Below are 14,626 nucleotides of genomic sequence, written 5' to 3'. Positions count from 1 at the left end.
AGTTCGCGTTGACAAGGCTATCCGAAGTACGGTCATCCTTGCCACGGATAAATGTCCGGGCAGCGTGAAGGGTTAGCGAGCGATGAGCGACATGAATCTCGGCATGACCGAGCGGCTGCAGCCGATTCACGCCCGCGTCGCCACCATGGTGCGCGATGAGATCATGCCGCTCGATCATGAGTTTTTGAGCGAGGTCGGCAAGGGCGGCGACCGCTGGGTCTACACCGCGCGGCAGACCGAGATCCTCGAAGGGTTGAAGAAAACGGCCAAGGAGCGCGGCCTGTGGAATTTCTGGCTGACCGGCTCCGAGCGCGGCTATGGGCTGTCAACCGTCGAATATGCCTATCTCGCCGAGGAGATGGGCAAGGCGCATCTCGGCGCGGAGACCTTCAATTGCTCGGCGCCCGACACCGGCAATATGGAGGTGCTGGAGCGCTATGGCTCGGAGGACCACAAGCAGGCATGGCTGGCGCCGCTGCTCGAGGGGAAAATCCGCTCGGCCTATCTGATGACGGAGCCGGATGTCGCCTCCTCCGACGCCACCAACATCGCCATGCGCTGCGAAAAGCAAGGCGGCGACTATGTACTCAACGGCGAGAAATGGTGGGCGTCGGGGGCCGGGGACCCGCGCTGCGCCATCTACATTGTCATGGTTCGCACCGGCGAAGCCGAGACGCAGCACCGCCGCCATTCGATGATCCTGGTGCCGTCCGGTACCAAGGGCGTGACCAAGCTGCGGCCGATGCAGGTCTATGGCGATGACGCCGCGCCGCATGGCCACATGCATCTTCGCTTCGACAATGTGCGGGTGCCGGCCGGAAACCTGATCCTCGGCGAGGGCAGGGGGTTCGAGATCGCCCAGGGGCGGCTTGGCCCCGGCCGCATCCACCATTGCATGCGCGCCATCGGCCAGGCCGAAATGGCGCTGGAGCTGCTGTGCCAGCGCTCGGTGCGCCGCGAGGCCTTCGGCCAGCCATTGGCCAAGCTCGGCGCCAATTTCGACATCATCGCCGAGTGCCGCATGGAGATCGAGATGGCGCGGCTGCTCTGCCTCAAGGCGGCGTGGATGATCGACCAGGGCGATGCGCGCGCAGCCGCGCCCTGGATCAGCCAGATTAAGGTCATCGCACCGCGCGTCGCGCTCAAGGTCACCGACGAGGCAGTGCAGATGTTCGGCGCGCAAGGCATCAGCCAGGACACGCCGCTGGCACGCTCATGGACGCATCTGCGAACCCTGCGCCTCGCCGACGGGCCGGACGCGGTGCACCGCCGGCAGGTGGCGCGCACGGAGCTCAGGAAATACACGCAGGAAAGGGTCTGAGTGGATGAAAACCCTCATCGCCCGCGATTTCGCGCCGCTCGACCAGCTCGTCCATGCCGACAATCTGAAGGAGCTGGTCGGCTGGCATCTCGCCGGCAAGGTTCGGCCGGCCATCGAAGGCACTTATCCGCTGGCCGATGCCGCCGCCGTGGTGACGCGCGTGCTTGGCCGTGGCGCATCCGGCAAGCTCATCCTCAAACTGTAAGGAGCCCCGCCATGGCGATCCCCTCAGACATGAAAGCACTGCTGCTGACCGGCGACGGCTACACCAGGACGCCCTCCGGCAGTGCGCTGGAGGCGATGGAGCCGTATCTCAAGCTTGGCAGCATCGGCGTGCCGACGCCCGGACCGAGCCAGGTTCTGATCAAGGTCAGCCTCGCCTCGATCAACCCGTCCGACGTCATGTTCATCAAGGGCCAGTACGGTCAGCCGCGCGCCAAGGGCCAGCCGGCCGGCTTCGAGGGTGTCGGCACGGTCGTTGCCAGCGGCCACGAGCCCTATGCGAAAAGCCTGATCGGCAAGCGCATCGCCTTCACCACCGGCGTCACCAATTGGGGCGCCTGGGCGGACTATGCAGTTGCCGAAGCTGCCGGCTGCATTCCGCTGCTCGACACGGTCCGCGACGAGGATGGCGCGGCGATGATCGTCAACCCGCTCACGGCGCTCGCCATGTTCGACATCGTCAAGGAGACGGGCGAAAAAGCCTTCATCATGACCGCCGGCGCCAGCCAGCTTTGCAAGCTGATCGCGGGTCTCGCCAAGGAGGCTGGGTTCCGGCCGATCGTCACCGTGCGCCGCGACGAGCAGATTCCGCTGTTGAAGGAGATCGGGGCTGCCCATGTGCTCAACGAGAAGGCGCCGGATTTCAAGGCAGCACTACGCGATGTGGTCAAGGCCGAGCAGCCGCGCATCTTCCTCGATGCCGTGACCGGGCCGCTGGCCTCGGCGATCTTCGACGCCATGCCGAAGCGCTCGCGCTGGATCATCTATGGACGGCTCGATCCGGACACCACTGTCATCCGTGAGCCCGGCCAGATGATCTTCCAACACAAGCACATTGAAGGCTTCTGGCTGGTCGAATGGATGCGCCAGTTCCGCGACAAGCGCAGCCCGGCGATCATGGAAGCACAGAAGCGCTTTTCGGATGGGCGCTGGTCAACCGACGTGACGGCGGTGCTACCGCTGGATGAGGCGATGGCGAAGGCCCCGGCGGAGCTGGCCAAGCCGAACGGGAAGGTGTTTATTAGGCCGTGACTTTCTACCCTCCCCCTTGTGGGGAGGGTCGACGAAAGAGCAATTTTGCTCTTTCGTCGGGTTGGGGGTCTTGGCTCCTACCTCTGTTATTCGCGGGAGCGCTGGACCGACGTTAGTTGGCGCTGCACCCCACCCCGGACCTGCGGTCCGACCCTCCCCACAAGGGGGATGGTAAGCGGAGCTACTCCGCCGGCTCGACATTGGCGTACGCCGCTTCCTCAAGCTCCCGCTTCAGCCTCGCTTCCTCATGCGCCTTCGGCGTGACGAAGCGGCCGAGCAGGAGGTAGGCGACCGGGGTCAGGAACAGCGTCGAGACGGTGGCGAGACCCAGCCCGCCGACGATGACCCAGCCGAGCGCGATGCGCGCTTCGGCACCGGCGCCGGCGGCCAGCACCAGCGGGACCCCGCCGAGGATGGTGCAGATCATCGTCATCATCACCGGCCGCAGGCGGATGATCGAGGCCTGCTCGATCGCCTCGCGCACGCCGAGGCCGCGGTCGCGCAGCTGGTTGGCGAATTCGACGATGAGGATGCCGTTCTTGGCCATGACGCCGACCAGAAGCACGAGGCCGATCTGGCTGTAGGCATTGAGGCTGGTGCCTGACAAAAGCAGCGCAAAGATTGCGCAGGCAAGGCCGAGGGGGACCGTCGCCATGATGATGACGGCGCTGACGAAGCTTTCGAACTGGGCGGCGAGCACCAGGAGGATGATGACCAGCGCGAAGCCGAAAATGGTGATCATGGCGCTGTTGGTCTCGCCGAGCGTCGCGGCTTCGGCCAGCGGCAGGACGCGGCTGCCCGGCGGCAGCAGCGGGGCGGCGATCTGCTCGGCAACGCCGAGCGCGTCACCCAGTGCGAAATTGCCGTTCAGGTTCGAGGTGATCGCCACCGAAGGCTGCTGCTGTTCGCGGGTCAGCGACGGCGGCACGGCGCGCTCGGTCAGCGTGGCGATGGTCGACATTGGCACGAAGCGGCCGTCGGCGGTCTTCAGGAAGATGTTTTCCAGATCGGTCGGATCATTGATCGGGTTGGTGGTCGAGACCAGCTTCACGCCATAGCTGCGGTCGGCGATGTAGACATCGACGACATCGTTGCCGTCGAGCATCGCCTGCAAGGTGTTGGCGAGACCCGATATGTCGATGCCGAGATCGGAGGCGCGCTCGCGGTCGATGGCCACCGCCAGCTGCGGCTGCGTCGGGTCGATGGAAAGCCGCGGCGTCTGGAAGCGCGGATCGGCCTGCATCCGGGCGATGATCTTGACCGCCGCGTCGCCGAGCGCCTTGCGGTCGTTGCCGACCAGCGCGAATTGCAGGCCGTTGCCGGCGCCGCGAATGCCGAGGCTATTGGCCTGCACCGGGAAGATGCGCACGGATGGCACCGGCCGGGTCAGCTGGCTTATCTGCGCCATGATCTCCTGCTGGCTGCGCGTGCGCTCGTCCCACGGCGCCAGCGTCATCACCATGAAGCCGGAATTGTAGGCGCCGTTCTGGCCGGCGTTTTCGAAGGTCGAGACGATCTCGCCGGAATCGCGAAGCGGCTGGATCAGTCGCTCGATCTTCTGCATCTGCTGCGTGGTGTAATCGAGGCTGACGCCTTGCGGCGCGTTGATGCGCAACAGCACGACGGCGCGGTCCTCGCTCGGCGTCAGTTCCTGGCGGATGGTGCCGAACAGGCTGAAGGCGACGCCCGCAAACAGCACCGCAACCAGCAGCACGATCCACGGCGCGCCGAGGCAGGCATGCAGGGCGCGCTTGTAGGCCGCGTTCAGCGCGCCACCGACGCGCGCGCCAATGCCGTGACCGCCTTCATGGTGGAGCGATGCGCCGGTCAACATGCGCGAGGCCAGCATCGGGCACAGCGTCAGCGCCACCACGCAGGAGAGCAGCACCGACATGGCGAGGACGAAGCCGAATTCCCGAAACAGGCCGCCGGTCTGTCCCGGCAGGAAGGAGATTGGCACGAAAACGGCAACGAGCGTCAGCGTCGTGGCGATGACGGCGAAGAACACTTCGTGGGCGCCGAGCACGGCGGCGGCACGAGGCCCCATGCCTTCGTTGCGCCGTCGCACGATGTTTTCCAGAACGACGATGGCGTCGTCGACGACAAGGCCGGTCGCCAGCACCAGCGCCAGAAGCGTCAGGATGTTGATGGAGAAGCCGGCGAGATAGATGGCGGCGATGGTGCCAATCATGGCGACCGGCATTGACAGACCAGGGATCAGCGTCGCGCGCCAGTCGAGCAGGAAGATGTAGATGACGATCAGCACCATGGAGATCGACAGGCCGAGCGCGATCTCGACCTCGTGCACGGCGCCGTTGACGAAGACTGCGTCGTCGCTGGTGATCTTGATCGACATGCCCTTGGGCAGGTTTTCCTGCAGCTTGGCGACGGCTGCCTTCACTCCGGTGGAAATATCCAGCGTGTTCGATTCCGCCTGGCGGATGATGCCAAGGCCAATGCCGGTCTTGCCGTCGGAGCGCAACGAGGTCTGGCCGATGTCGGGACCGAGCGTGACGGTGGCGACGTCGCGGATGCGCGTCGTGCCGCCGATGATGATGTTTTCGAATTCTTCCGGCGTCGTCACATCGGCCGTGGTGCGGACGATGAGATCCTGGTTGGTGGTGGTGATCGAACCGGCTGGTGAATCGAAAGCGACCGAGGCAAGCGCTGCCCTCAGATCGGCCACAGTGAAGCCGAGGCTGGCGAGCTTGTTCTGGTCGACATCGATGCGGAAGATCTTGTCGCGGTCGCCATAGACCTGAACGTCGGCGACGCCAGGCACGGCAGCCAGTTCGTCCTCGATCTGGTCCTGGACGATCACCGTCATGTCCTGCACCGACATGGTGTCGGAGGTGACGGCCAGTCGCATCACGGCATCGGAATTCGCATCGGCCTTGACGATGCGCGGCGGGTCGGCGGTCTCCGGTATCATGTTGGCGACACGGCCGACCGCGTCGCGCACGTCGGAGGCGGCGACGTTCAAATCGACGCCATCGTTGAACTCGATGGTGACGCGGCTCTGGCCGAAGGAAGAGGTCGACGAGATCGACTTGACGCCGGAGACGCGGGCGACCGCGCCCTCGATGGTGTCGGTCAGTTCACGGTCGACGGTTTCGGCGGCGGCACCCTCGAAGGCCGTCGACACGGTGACCACGGCGCGGTCGACATCGGGCAGTTCGCGGATTTCGACGCCGTAGAAAGCGGCAAGGCCGGCCACTGCGATCAGCGTGTTCAGCACGAAGGCCATGACCGGCCTGCGGATGAAGAGAGCGGTGAAGCCGGTTTCGCTGGCGGTGCTGACAGGCGCGGTCATGAGCCTTCGGCCGCGTCCGCGGCCCGCTGATCCTGGCCGGCGATGCGGACCGCGCCGCCTTCGCTGACGCTCTGGGTGCCCTCGGTCACAACCATGTCGCCATCCTCGATCTCGGCGTCGATCAGCACCGTCTCGGTGTTGCGCTGGATGATGCGCACGGGAACGCGCCTGGCCTTGCCGTCCTCGATCTGCCAGACATAGGCGCCGTCGGAACCCCACAGGATCGCCAGCGGGCTGACGGCCGGGTAGGTTTCGCCGGGGAAGCGCATGGTGATGCCGAACGACATGCCGGCGCGCAGCGAATCCGCTGGATTGGCGATTGCAGCCTTGACCAGCAGGGTGCGGCTCTTTTCGTCGATGTGGTTGTCGATGGCCGACACAGTGCCGGTATAGGCCTTGCTCGGATTGGCGATCGGCGTCGCCGACAGTTGCGCGCCGACCTTGACGGCGGCGGCGAAGCGCTCGGGCACCAAGAAATCGACCAGGATGGAGGAGCGGTCGTCAAGCGTGGCGATCGCCGACTGGCTGGTGACGTAATTGCCGGCCGATATCGGCAGGATGCCGACCGTGCCGGCGATAGGGGCGACGATCGAACGACGCTGCAAGGCGAGTTCGGCATCCTGCAGCGCCAGTTTGGCGCCGGCCAGCACCACTTGGGCATCGGCGACGGCGACCGGGGTCGCGGCGTTGGAGGCCCTCAATGATTTCACCCGCTCGAGCTTGTCCTGGGCATCCTGCAAGGCGAGCTTGGCACGATCCTGCGAGATCACCTCGGTCTCGGAATCGAGAACAGCGATGATCTGCCCCTTGTCGACGCGGGTACCGGACTGGACGAGGAATTCAACGAGGCGCCCAGAGCTGTATGGGTTGACCGTCACCGAGGCGTTGGCGCGGCCGGTGCCGATCGCCTGCAGGCGATCGTTGATGGTGGCGGTGGTCGCCGGCAAGGCGACGACATTTGCCGGGCGGCCGGCAGCGTTGCGGCCGCCTGCCTGTTTCGTCGTGTCGACCGCACCGGTTGTGGCGGGCGCCGAAGGATAGGTCCAGTCGATGCCCCAGCGTGCTAGAACCTCCGGCGCGCCCGGGAAGAATCGCGCCCAGGCGAGGACAGCCGCGACCAGGATCACAAGCGCAAAAACGATCTGTTTCCAGGCGACCATCGACACTCCGGTTGGCAAAACGTCTACGGGTTTCGCCAAGCAAAAAAACGCGCAGCGACGCACCCGGTATGTGCGAAGCCGCCGCAATATCATGGCTTTATGGCAATTCTGCCGCTTCCATGCACATTAAATCTGCGTAATTTTGCGCACCTGCGGCGGGGATTGAACGTGTCAGCGCAGGCTTTCGAGGTCGCGGATGCGCCTGGCGCTGTCGGCCTCGAGCTGCCTCGTGACGGCGCCGATCAGCGTCTCGGCGACAACGAACAGAGCGGCCGAAGAGTCCCACGCCGAAGGCACGGCGGTGCGTCCGGCAATGACATGGCGGGCGAAGCGGGCGATCGGCGATAGCCACTGGTCGGTGAACAGCACGATCTGAACGCCGCGCTGATGCGCGGTCTGGGCAAAGCGGACCAGACTGTCCTGATAGCGCCTGATGTCGAAGATCACCAGCACGTCGCGCTTGCCCATGTCGATCAGCCGGTCGCGCCAGATGCTCTCCTGGCCGGCAAGGTGATAGACATCGGGCTGGATGATGGCGAGATGGGCGGCCATGTAGCGTGCCAACGGATCGGTGAAGCGGCCGCCGATCAGGAATGTCTTGCCGCGCCGGTCGGCAAGCCTTGCGGCGATGTCGGCAAGCTGTCTGTCGGAGAGATGCCTGAAGGTCTCGCGCATATTGTCCAGCGTCGCCTCCAGCATTGGCGATACTGCACCGCTTGGGGAGGCCGGGTTGAGCGTGCGCGATGCCGGCGACTGCAATTGCGCCGCCAGTTCGTCCTGCAGCGCCGACTGGAATTCGGGATAGTTCTGGAACCCCAGCCTGGAGACAAAGCGCAGGATGGTCGGCGACGATACGCCGGCGGCGGTCGAGAACTCGGCGACCGTCTTCAGCCCGATCAGCGGATAGTTGGCAATCAGTGTCTGCGCGGCGCGGCGCTCGCCGGCCGGCATCGTGCCGATGCGGTCCGAAATCAGTTCGGCAATGCTGGAAATCATCGTTTTCCCCACCCCTGAGCCCGTCCAGACCGCTTCCCTGAAATCGCGTTTGACAAAGCCGGACAAACTGTATGAAATCATCCACAGGGACGCAATGAGGCAAAATACGTAACATAAGATACAGCGCTCCCCAGGGGACGGCAGACTATGGAGAGAGCACGGCCCGCCAGCCTTGCATCGTCTGATACCGTAGGGGTGACGAACCCCGGCGGGTCCAGCCCTTTCGTGCTGACCTGCGACCACGCTTCCAACTTCCTGCCGTCGGCATTCGGCACGCTTGGCCTGCCGGCCGAGGACCTCTCCCGCCACATCGCCTGGGACCCCGGCGCGCTGCCGGTGGCCCGCCGCATCGCGACCGCCCTCGATGCGACGCTCATCGAAACCCGCATCTCGCGCCTGATCATCGACTGCAACCGTCCGCTCGACGCACCGGACCTAGTGCCGCCCGTCAGCGAGACGACGGCCATTCCGGGCAATGCCGGCCTGTCGGACAGTGAGCGCGCTGAGCGCATCGCTTTGTCGTGGCGGCCGTTCCACGACACGATCGCATCGATCATCGACGACCGGCAGGCGCGTGGGCAGGAGACCCGTCTGGTGTCGGTGCATTCCTTCACCCCCGTCTACAAGGGCAAGAAGCGGCCCTGGCATATCGGCATCATCCATGATGACGACCGCCGGCTGGCGTCGCCGCTGATAGCGGCGCTGCAGCGGCTCTCCGGCGTCAGTGTCGGCATCAACGAGCCCTATTCGCCGGCCGACCGCGTCTATTTCACTTTGGAGCGCCATGCACGCTCGCGCGGCCTTGCCTGCGCAATGATCGAAATCCGCAACGACGAGATCTCCGGCGAGACCGGGCAGCGGAAATGGGCGGATCTGCTCACGGGCATTTTTTCTGACCTGGAACCCGAGGAGGCCAAGGGTTCCCGGCGACACGCAATGGGAAAGTCAGTTCAATCGGCCAGCTAGAAAAACAGGGGACGAAAATGGCAGGACCGGACAAATCAGACGCTGAAAGATCGGAGGATGTAAAAACCCTCCATAGCATGGGCTATGCCCAGGAGTTGGCTCGCCGCATGAGCGGCTTCTCGAATTTCGCAATTTCCTTTTCGATCATTTGTATTCTGGCGGGCGGCATCACGTCCTTCCCGCTGGCCATGGCGACCGGCAGCGGCTTCGAGGCGACTGTCGGCTGGGTCATCGGCGGCGTCTTTGCACTTGTCGTTGCCGCGTCCCTTGGCCAGATCGGCTCGGCCTACCCAACGGCCGGCGGTCTCTACCACTGGTCGTCAATTCTCGGCGGGCGCGGCTGGGGCTGGGCCACGGCCTGGATCAACTTGCTCGGCCTGGTCTTCGTCGTCGCCTCGGTCAATGTCGGCGTCTACGCGCTGTTCAAGGACCTTGTCTGGTCCGGCGTGTTCGGCAACGACGTCTCCGCGTGGGGCTATCAGGAGCAGGTGATCGGCGTTGTGATCATCACGGTCGCACAGGCGCTGATCAACCATTTCGGTATCAGGCTCACCACCATGCTGACGGATTTCTCGGGCTACCTCATTCTGGTCGTCGCCGTCGTGTTGACCGCGATGTTCCTGATCTGGGGCGCAAGCTGGGATTTCTCGCGGCTCACCACCTTCGTCAACAACACCGGTGATCCAGGCGCAGGCTACGTTCCGACCGCACGGACGGCACTCGTCGCCTTCCTGATCGGCCTGCTCTACCCACTCTACACCATCACCGGCTTCGACGCTTCGGCCCACACGTCCGAAGAGACCCACAATGCCCGCGTGGCGGTGCCGCGCGGCATGATCCATTCGGTCCTGTGGTCGCTGGTGTTCGGCTTCGTCATGGCCGTTTCGTTCGTACTGGCCAGCCCCGATCTGGCAGCGACGGCCAAGGATGGCGCCAATGCCTGGTTCAATCTCTTCAACAACCTGCCGGCACCATTCCTGCTGAAGAGCATCATTGCCATCGCAATCGTGCTGGCGAACTTCATCTGCGCTCTCGCCGGACTGACGTCGACCTCGCGCATGATCTTTGCCTTCGCGCGTGACGGCGGCCTGCCCGGTTCGTCGGTGTGGAAAACCGTCAGCCCGACATGGCGCACGCCGGTGGCGGCAATCTGGCTCGGAGCGGTGCTCGCGGTCGCAGCGACATTGTACTCGCCGGCTTTTGCCGCACTGGCGGCCGGCTGTGCATTGTTCCTCTACGTGTCCTACGCTATGCCCGTGGCCGCCGGCCTGCTTGCCGAGGGCAAGAGCTGGACCGAATTCGGCCCGTTCCGCCTCGGCATCTGGTCCAAGCCGTTCGCCGTCATCACGGTGCTTGGCGTTCTGGTGCTGATGTATGCCGGCATCCAGCCGCCCTTCGATATCCTGATCAACTATGCCATCGGCCTGATCGTTCTGCTCGTGGTGCTGTGGTTCGGCATCGAATCGCGCCGCTTCAAGGGCCCGCCGATCGGCGCCGACATTGCTCGCCGCGCTGCCGAGATCGCGGCCGCGGAAGCAGCCGTCGGCCAGACGGCAGGCTAACAGCAAAGACTAGATGCTCCGGCCGGCGCAAGCCGACCGGGGCAGGGCCGGCCAGCTAAGAACGCAAAGGGGACTACAATGGCAGCACCGGGTTATTCAGACACAGACAAGGCGGAAGACGTAAAGCACCTCCATTCCATGGGCTACGCCCAGGAACTTGAGCGGCGGCTAAGCCGCTTCTCCAACTTCGCCGTTTCCTTCTCCATCATCTGCATCCTGTCGGGCGGCATCAATTCGCTGGCGCAGGCAACGTCGGGCGCCGGTGGCATCGGCATCGGCATCGGCTGGCTGGTCGGCTGCTTCGTCTCGCTGACCTTCGCGGTCGCCATGTCGCAGATCAGCTCGGCCTATCCGACGGCCGGCGGCCTCTATCACTGGGGTTCGATCCTCGGCAATCGCGGCACTGGCTGGGTGACGGCCTGGCTCAACCTGCTCGGCCTGATCACCGTGCTCGGCGCCATCAATGTCGGCACCTGGACGTTCTTCATCGGCGCCTTCGGGCCGACGCTCGGCATCGAGGGTACGCTGACCAATCAGATGATCTTCCTGGTCATCATCACCGGCGCCCAAGCGCTGATCAACCATCTCGGCATCAAGCTGACTGCGAAGTTGACCGACTTTTCGGGTTACCTGATCTTCTTCGGCTCGATCCTGATTGCTGTCGTCTGCCTGTTCTCCGCCGAGACCTGGGATTTCAGCCGGCTCTTCACCTTCCACAACTACTCGGGTGAGGCCGGCGCCAGCGTCTGGCCGTCCGTCTCGAACGCCTGGGTGTTCGCTCTCGGCCTTCTGCTGCCGATCTACACCATCACCGGCTACGATGCTTCGGCACACACTTCCGAGGAAACCATCAAGGCGGCCTCATCGGTGCCGCGTGCGATGGTGATGTCGGTTATCTGGTCGGCGGTCTTCGGCTATTTGTTCCTGGCCGCCTTCGTGCTGATGATCCCCAACATGGACGACGCCGCCAAGCAGGGTTGGAACGTGTTCTTCTGGGCCTTCGACCAGCGCGTCAGTCCCGGCCTCAAGGAGTTCGTCTACCTCGTCGTGTTCATCGCCCAGCTGTTGTGCGGCCTCGCAACCGTCACCTCGGCTTCGCGCATGATCTTTGCCTTCTCGCGTGACGGCGGCCTGCCGGGCTCGTCGGCACTGGCCAAGGTCAGCCCGACCTATCGCACGCCGGTGGCGGCGATCTGGACGGCGTCGGTCCTGTCGGTGCTGTTCGTCTGGGGTTCGACGCTGGTTTCGGTCGCCGGTACTTCGGCCTACACCATCGTCGTGTCCTGCACCGTCATCTTCCTGTTCCTGTCCTTCACCGTGCCGATCGTGCTCGGCATGCTGGCCTGGGGCACGCCGAAGTGGGACAAGATGGGACCGTGGAACCTGGGCCGTGGCATCTTCATGCTGTTCGGCGTTCTCTCGATCGTGTCGATGATCCTGATCTTCATCATCGGCATCCAGCCGCCGAACGACTGGGCGCTGTACATCACCGTCGGCTTCTTCATCCTGACGGCGATTGTCTGGTTCGCCTTCGAGCGCAATCGCTTCCAGGGCCCGCCGCTGGGCGACATCATCGCGGCGCGTCAGGCAGCGATCAAGGCTGCCGAACAGGCTGTCGGCGAAACCGGCCACTGACGTCACCATCATGGCCATGGCCGGCGTGCAGCCGGCTATGGTTTCGTCCTCAACGACCAAGCACTGGAGTGCCAAAGGAATGGCCGGAAATTTCTCGTTCGATCAGTTGAAGAAAGCGGTCTCCAATGGCGAGATCGACACGGTGCTGGCCTGCATCGTCGACATGCAGGGGCGGCTCGCGGGAAAGCGTTTCCTGGCGCAGTACTTTGTGGATTCTGCTCATGACGAGACGCATGGCTGCAACTATCTGCTCGCCGCCGACATCGATATGGAGCCGGTGCCGGGCTACAAGGCGGCAAGCTGGTCGAAGGGCTATGGCGACTTCGTCATGAAGCCGGACCTTGCCACGCTGCGGCGGATTCCGTGGCTGGAAAAGACCGCGCTGGTGATCTGCGACGTGCTCGACCACCACACCCATGACGACCTTCCGCATTCGCCGCGCGCGATGCTGAAAAAGCAGGTCAAGCGGCTCACCGAACGCGGCTATATCGGCTACTTCGCCTCCGAGCTCGAATTCTACCTGTTCAACGAGACCTATGATTCCGCCCGCAAGAAGCACTGGCAGGGGCTCGACACCGCGTCGCCCTATATCGGCGACTACCAGATCGGCATCACCACCAAGGAAGAAGGCGTCATGCGCCGGCTTCGCAACGAGATGGAAGCGGCGGGCATTCCGATCGAAAACTCCAAGGGCGAATGGGGCCCGGGGCAGGAAGAGATCAATGTGCGCTATGCCGAGGCGCTCGACATGGCGGACCGCCACGTCATCCTGAAGAACGGCGCCAAGGAGATTGCCGAGTCCGAAGGCAAGTCGATTTCCTTCATGTCGAAATACAATTACGGGCTCGCCGGTAATTCCAGCCACATCCACAATTCGCTGTGGAGCGCCGATGGCAAGACGCCATTGTTCTTCGACAAGAAGGCGGACTGGACTTTGTCCACGCTTGGCCAGCAATGGGCGGCTGGGCAACTGAAATATGCCAGGGAGTTTACCTGGTTCCTGGCGCCCTACATCAACTCCTACAAGCGCTTCCAGGCCGGCACCTTCGCACCGACCAAGATCATGTGGAGCGAGGACAACCGCACCGCCGGCTTCCGCCTGTGCGGTGAGGGCACCAAGGGCATCCGCATGGAATGCCGCATCGGCGGCGCCGACCTGAACCCCTATCTCGCTTTCGCGGCGCTGATCGCCGCCGGCCTTGCCGGCATCGACGAGAAGCTCGAACTGCAGAAGCCGTTCGTCGGCGATGCCTACCAGGCCTCGCGCCTGCCGGAGATCCCGAAGACGCTGCGCGACGCCACCGAGACGCTGGCCAAGTCGAAGATGTTGAAGCAGGCGCTCGGCGACGATGTGCTCGAACATTATGTCCACACCGCAAAGTGGGAGCAGTTCGAATACGACCGCCGCATTACGGATTGGGAACTGCACAGGGGGTTCGAGCGGTATTAAAACTTTATACAGCTTTAATGTTGACAATGTAGTGAAGTTAGTACCATATGGTACCTGTAAACTGCAGTGCGCTACATTGAGGAGTTTGCAATGTCCAAATATGCGCCGCTCAAGGACTTTCTCATTGCCCAAAATGTCGATCGCATTCCGATGTCATTCGCCGAAATCGAGAGAGTGCTCAATCTGCCGCTGCCCGCATCGAAGCAATACCCTGCATGGTGGAGCAACAATCCGAGCAACAATCCCATGACAAGGGAGTGGCTTGAGGCTGGGTTCGAGACCGAATCCGTCAATATAGGGAGTGGGAAATTGGTATTTCGCCGCGTTCGCAAAGTGCCCATTTCGGCGCCGCCCAGTGGTAGCGTGCCTGCCGCGCCAAAGGAGGCGCGCGCGGATCGCCACCCCGGTTTTGGTTTCATGAAGGGCCTGATAACAATCGAAGCCGGATTTGATATCACCAAACCTTTCGATGACGAGCCATGGGACCGGGGCTATCTGGGCGGTGAGGCTGACGCGCGTGACGGCAAACTTGCGGTGAGTAAATGAGCGAAGGGCCAAACCTGCTTCTGGATACATGTGCGATGATCTTTGTCGCCAACGATAGTCTGATCGATCCGCACGCAAGCCGGGAGATTTCGGAAGCGGCCTATGACGGCCGTCTGTATCTTTCGCCGATGTCGGCATGGGAGATCGGAATCGGCGTAGCCAAGGGCCGGCTCAATCTGCCATTGACGCCACTCGACTTCGTGGAGCGTTTCATCGACCGAATGTCGGCAAAGCTCAGCGCTATCTCACCAGCCATTCTGATTGCGTCATCCAACCTGCCCGGTCCGCCTCATGGTGATCCCATGGATCGGATACTGATGGCAAGTGCGAGAGCGTTGGACATGGTTCTGGTGACGCGTGACGAGCCCATCCTTCGCTATGGCCGCAACGGCCATCTGCGTACGCTAGCCTGCTAAACTGGAG

The 14,626-nt window shown here is 63.4% G+C and carries 12 protein-coding genes; 9 read left to right on the top strand and 3 right to left on the bottom strand.

Annotated features, from left to right (window positions below; genetic code table 11):
- Positions 1–82 precede the first annotated feature (82 nt).
- Genes NKK52_RS19435 through NKK52_RS19425 form a run of 3 tightly spaced genes read left to right on the top strand, consistent with a single transcriptional unit; the run spans position 83 to position 2,575 of the window.
- A complete protein-coding gene (locus NKK52_RS19435; RefSeq protein WP_023683203.1) occupies positions 83–1,321 on the top strand; it encodes an acyl-CoA dehydrogenase family protein in 1,239 nt (412 codons plus the stop codon).
- Entirely contained in the window at positions 1,224–1,526 is a 303-nt protein-coding gene (locus tag NKK52_RS19430) for a zinc-binding dehydrogenase (protein ID WP_084633971.1), read from the top strand. The genes NKK52_RS19435 and NKK52_RS19430 overlap by 98 nt, the downstream gene beginning before the upstream one ends.
- An 11-nt stretch (positions 1,527–1,537) precedes the next feature.
- On the top strand, positions 1,538–2,575 hold the full coding sequence (locus NKK52_RS19425) for a zinc-binding dehydrogenase (protein ID WP_023683205.1): 1,038 nt from the start codon (positions 1,538–1,540) through the stop codon (positions 2,573–2,575).
- A 181-nt stretch (positions 2,576–2,756) separates the two neighbouring features.
- Here NKK52_RS19425 and NKK52_RS19420 read toward each other — a convergent pair whose 3' ends face one another.
- The 3 genes from NKK52_RS19420 to NKK52_RS19410 form a co-directional block, all read right to left on the bottom strand.
- A complete protein-coding gene (locus NKK52_RS19420) occupies positions 2,757–5,888 on the bottom strand; it encodes an efflux RND transporter permease subunit (RefSeq protein WP_023683206.1) in 3,132 nt (1,043 codons plus the stop codon).
- The gene (locus NKK52_RS19415) at positions 5,885–7,048 is read right to left on the bottom strand and encodes an efflux RND transporter periplasmic adaptor subunit (RefSeq protein WP_023683207.1); all 1,164 of its coding nucleotides are present in this window, start codon (positions 7,046–7,048) and stop codon (positions 5,885–5,887) included. The genes NKK52_RS19420 and NKK52_RS19415 overlap by 4 nt, the downstream gene beginning before the upstream one ends.
- Positions 7,049–7,219: 171 nt before the next feature.
- Positions 7,220–8,044 (bottom strand): MurR/RpiR family transcriptional regulator, encoded by an 825-nt coding sequence (locus NKK52_RS19410; RefSeq protein ID WP_023671160.1) that lies wholly within the window; start codon positions 8,042–8,044, stop codon positions 7,220–7,222.
- A 147-nt stretch (positions 8,045–8,191) separates the two neighbouring features.
- Here NKK52_RS19410 and NKK52_RS19405 point away from each other — a divergent pair, with 147 nt between their 5' ends.
- The 6 genes from NKK52_RS19405 (at position 8,192) to NKK52_RS19380 (ending at position 14,619) form a co-directional block, all read left to right on the top strand.
- On the top strand, positions 8,192–9,010 hold the full coding sequence (locus tag NKK52_RS19405) for an N-formylglutamate amidohydrolase (RefSeq protein WP_023683208.1): 819 nt from the start codon (positions 8,192–8,194) through the stop codon (positions 9,008–9,010).
- Between the two features lie 17 nt (positions 9,011–9,027).
- The gene (locus NKK52_RS19400) at positions 9,028–10,572 is read left to right on the top strand and encodes an amino acid permease (RefSeq protein ID WP_023683209.1); all 1,545 of its coding nucleotides are present in this window, start codon (positions 9,028–9,030) and stop codon (positions 10,570–10,572) included.
- Between the two features lie 78 nt (positions 10,573–10,650).
- Positions 10,651–12,207: an amino acid permease gene (locus NKK52_RS19395; protein WP_023671163.1), complete on the top strand. Its 1,557-nt coding sequence runs from the start codon at positions 10,651–10,653 to the stop codon at positions 12,205–12,207.
- 79 nt (positions 12,208–12,286) lie between these two features.
- On the top strand, positions 12,287–13,657 hold the full coding sequence (locus tag NKK52_RS19390; protein WP_023671164.1) for a glutamine synthetase family protein: 1,371 nt from the start codon (positions 12,287–12,289) through the stop codon (positions 13,655–13,657).
- A gap of 90 nt (positions 13,658–13,747) precedes the next feature.
- Entirely contained in the window at positions 13,748–14,203 is a 456-nt protein-coding gene (locus NKK52_RS19385) for a DUF7662 domain-containing protein (RefSeq protein WP_023683210.1), read from the top strand.
- Positions 14,200–14,619: a type II toxin-antitoxin system VapC family toxin gene (locus NKK52_RS19380; RefSeq protein ID WP_031197611.1), complete on the top strand. Its 420-nt coding sequence runs from the start codon at positions 14,200–14,202 to the stop codon at positions 14,617–14,619. The genes NKK52_RS19385 and NKK52_RS19380 overlap by 4 nt, the downstream gene beginning before the upstream one ends.
- Positions 14,620–14,626 lie beyond the last annotated feature (7 nt).

The sequence above is a fragment of the Mesorhizobium sp. C277A genome, from assembly GCF_040324395.1.
GTDB lineage: Bacteria > Pseudomonadota > Alphaproteobacteria > Rhizobiales > Rhizobiaceae > Mesorhizobium.
This window is presented reverse-complemented; position numbering and strand designations above follow the sequence as displayed.

Bases quoted from the DNA above. Each gene is read 5' to 3' on its own strand.
- NKK52_RS19395 (WP_023671163.1), top strand. From the start codon at position 10,651: ATGGCAGCACCGGGTTATTCAGACACAGACAAGGCGGAAGACGTAAAG.
- NKK52_RS19420 (WP_023683206.1), bottom strand. From the start codon at position 5,888: ATGACCGCGCCTGTCAGCACCGCCAGCGAAACCGGCTTCACCGCTCTC.
- NKK52_RS19410 (WP_023671160.1), bottom strand. From the start codon at position 8,044: ATGATTTCCAGCATTGCCGAACTGATTTCGGACCGCATCGGCACGATG.
- NKK52_RS19425 (WP_023683205.1), top strand. From the start codon at position 1,538: ATGGCGATCCCCTCAGACATGAAAGCACTGCTGCTGACCGGCGACGGC.
- NKK52_RS19405 (WP_023683208.1), top strand. From the start codon at position 8,192: ATGGAGAGAGCACGGCCCGCCAGCCTTGCATCGTCTGATACCGTAGGG.
- NKK52_RS19415 (WP_023683207.1), bottom strand. From the start codon at position 7,048: ATGGTCGCCTGGAAACAGATCGTTTTTGCGCTTGTGATCCTGGTCGCG.
- NKK52_RS19400 (WP_023683209.1), top strand. From the start codon at position 9,028: ATGGCAGGACCGGACAAATCAGACGCTGAAAGATCGGAGGATGTAAAA.
- NKK52_RS19385 (WP_023683210.1), top strand. From the start codon at position 13,748: ATGTCCAAATATGCGCCGCTCAAGGACTTTCTCATTGCCCAAAATGTC.
- NKK52_RS19380 (WP_031197611.1), top strand. From the start codon at position 14,200: ATGAGCGAAGGGCCAAACCTGCTTCTGGATACATGTGCGATGATCTTT.
- NKK52_RS19435 (WP_023683203.1), top strand. From the start codon at position 83: ATGAGCGACATGAATCTCGGCATGACCGAGCGGCTGCAGCCGATTCAC.
- NKK52_RS19390 (WP_023671164.1), top strand. From the start codon at position 12,287: ATGGCCGGAAATTTCTCGTTCGATCAGTTGAAGAAAGCGGTCTCCAAT.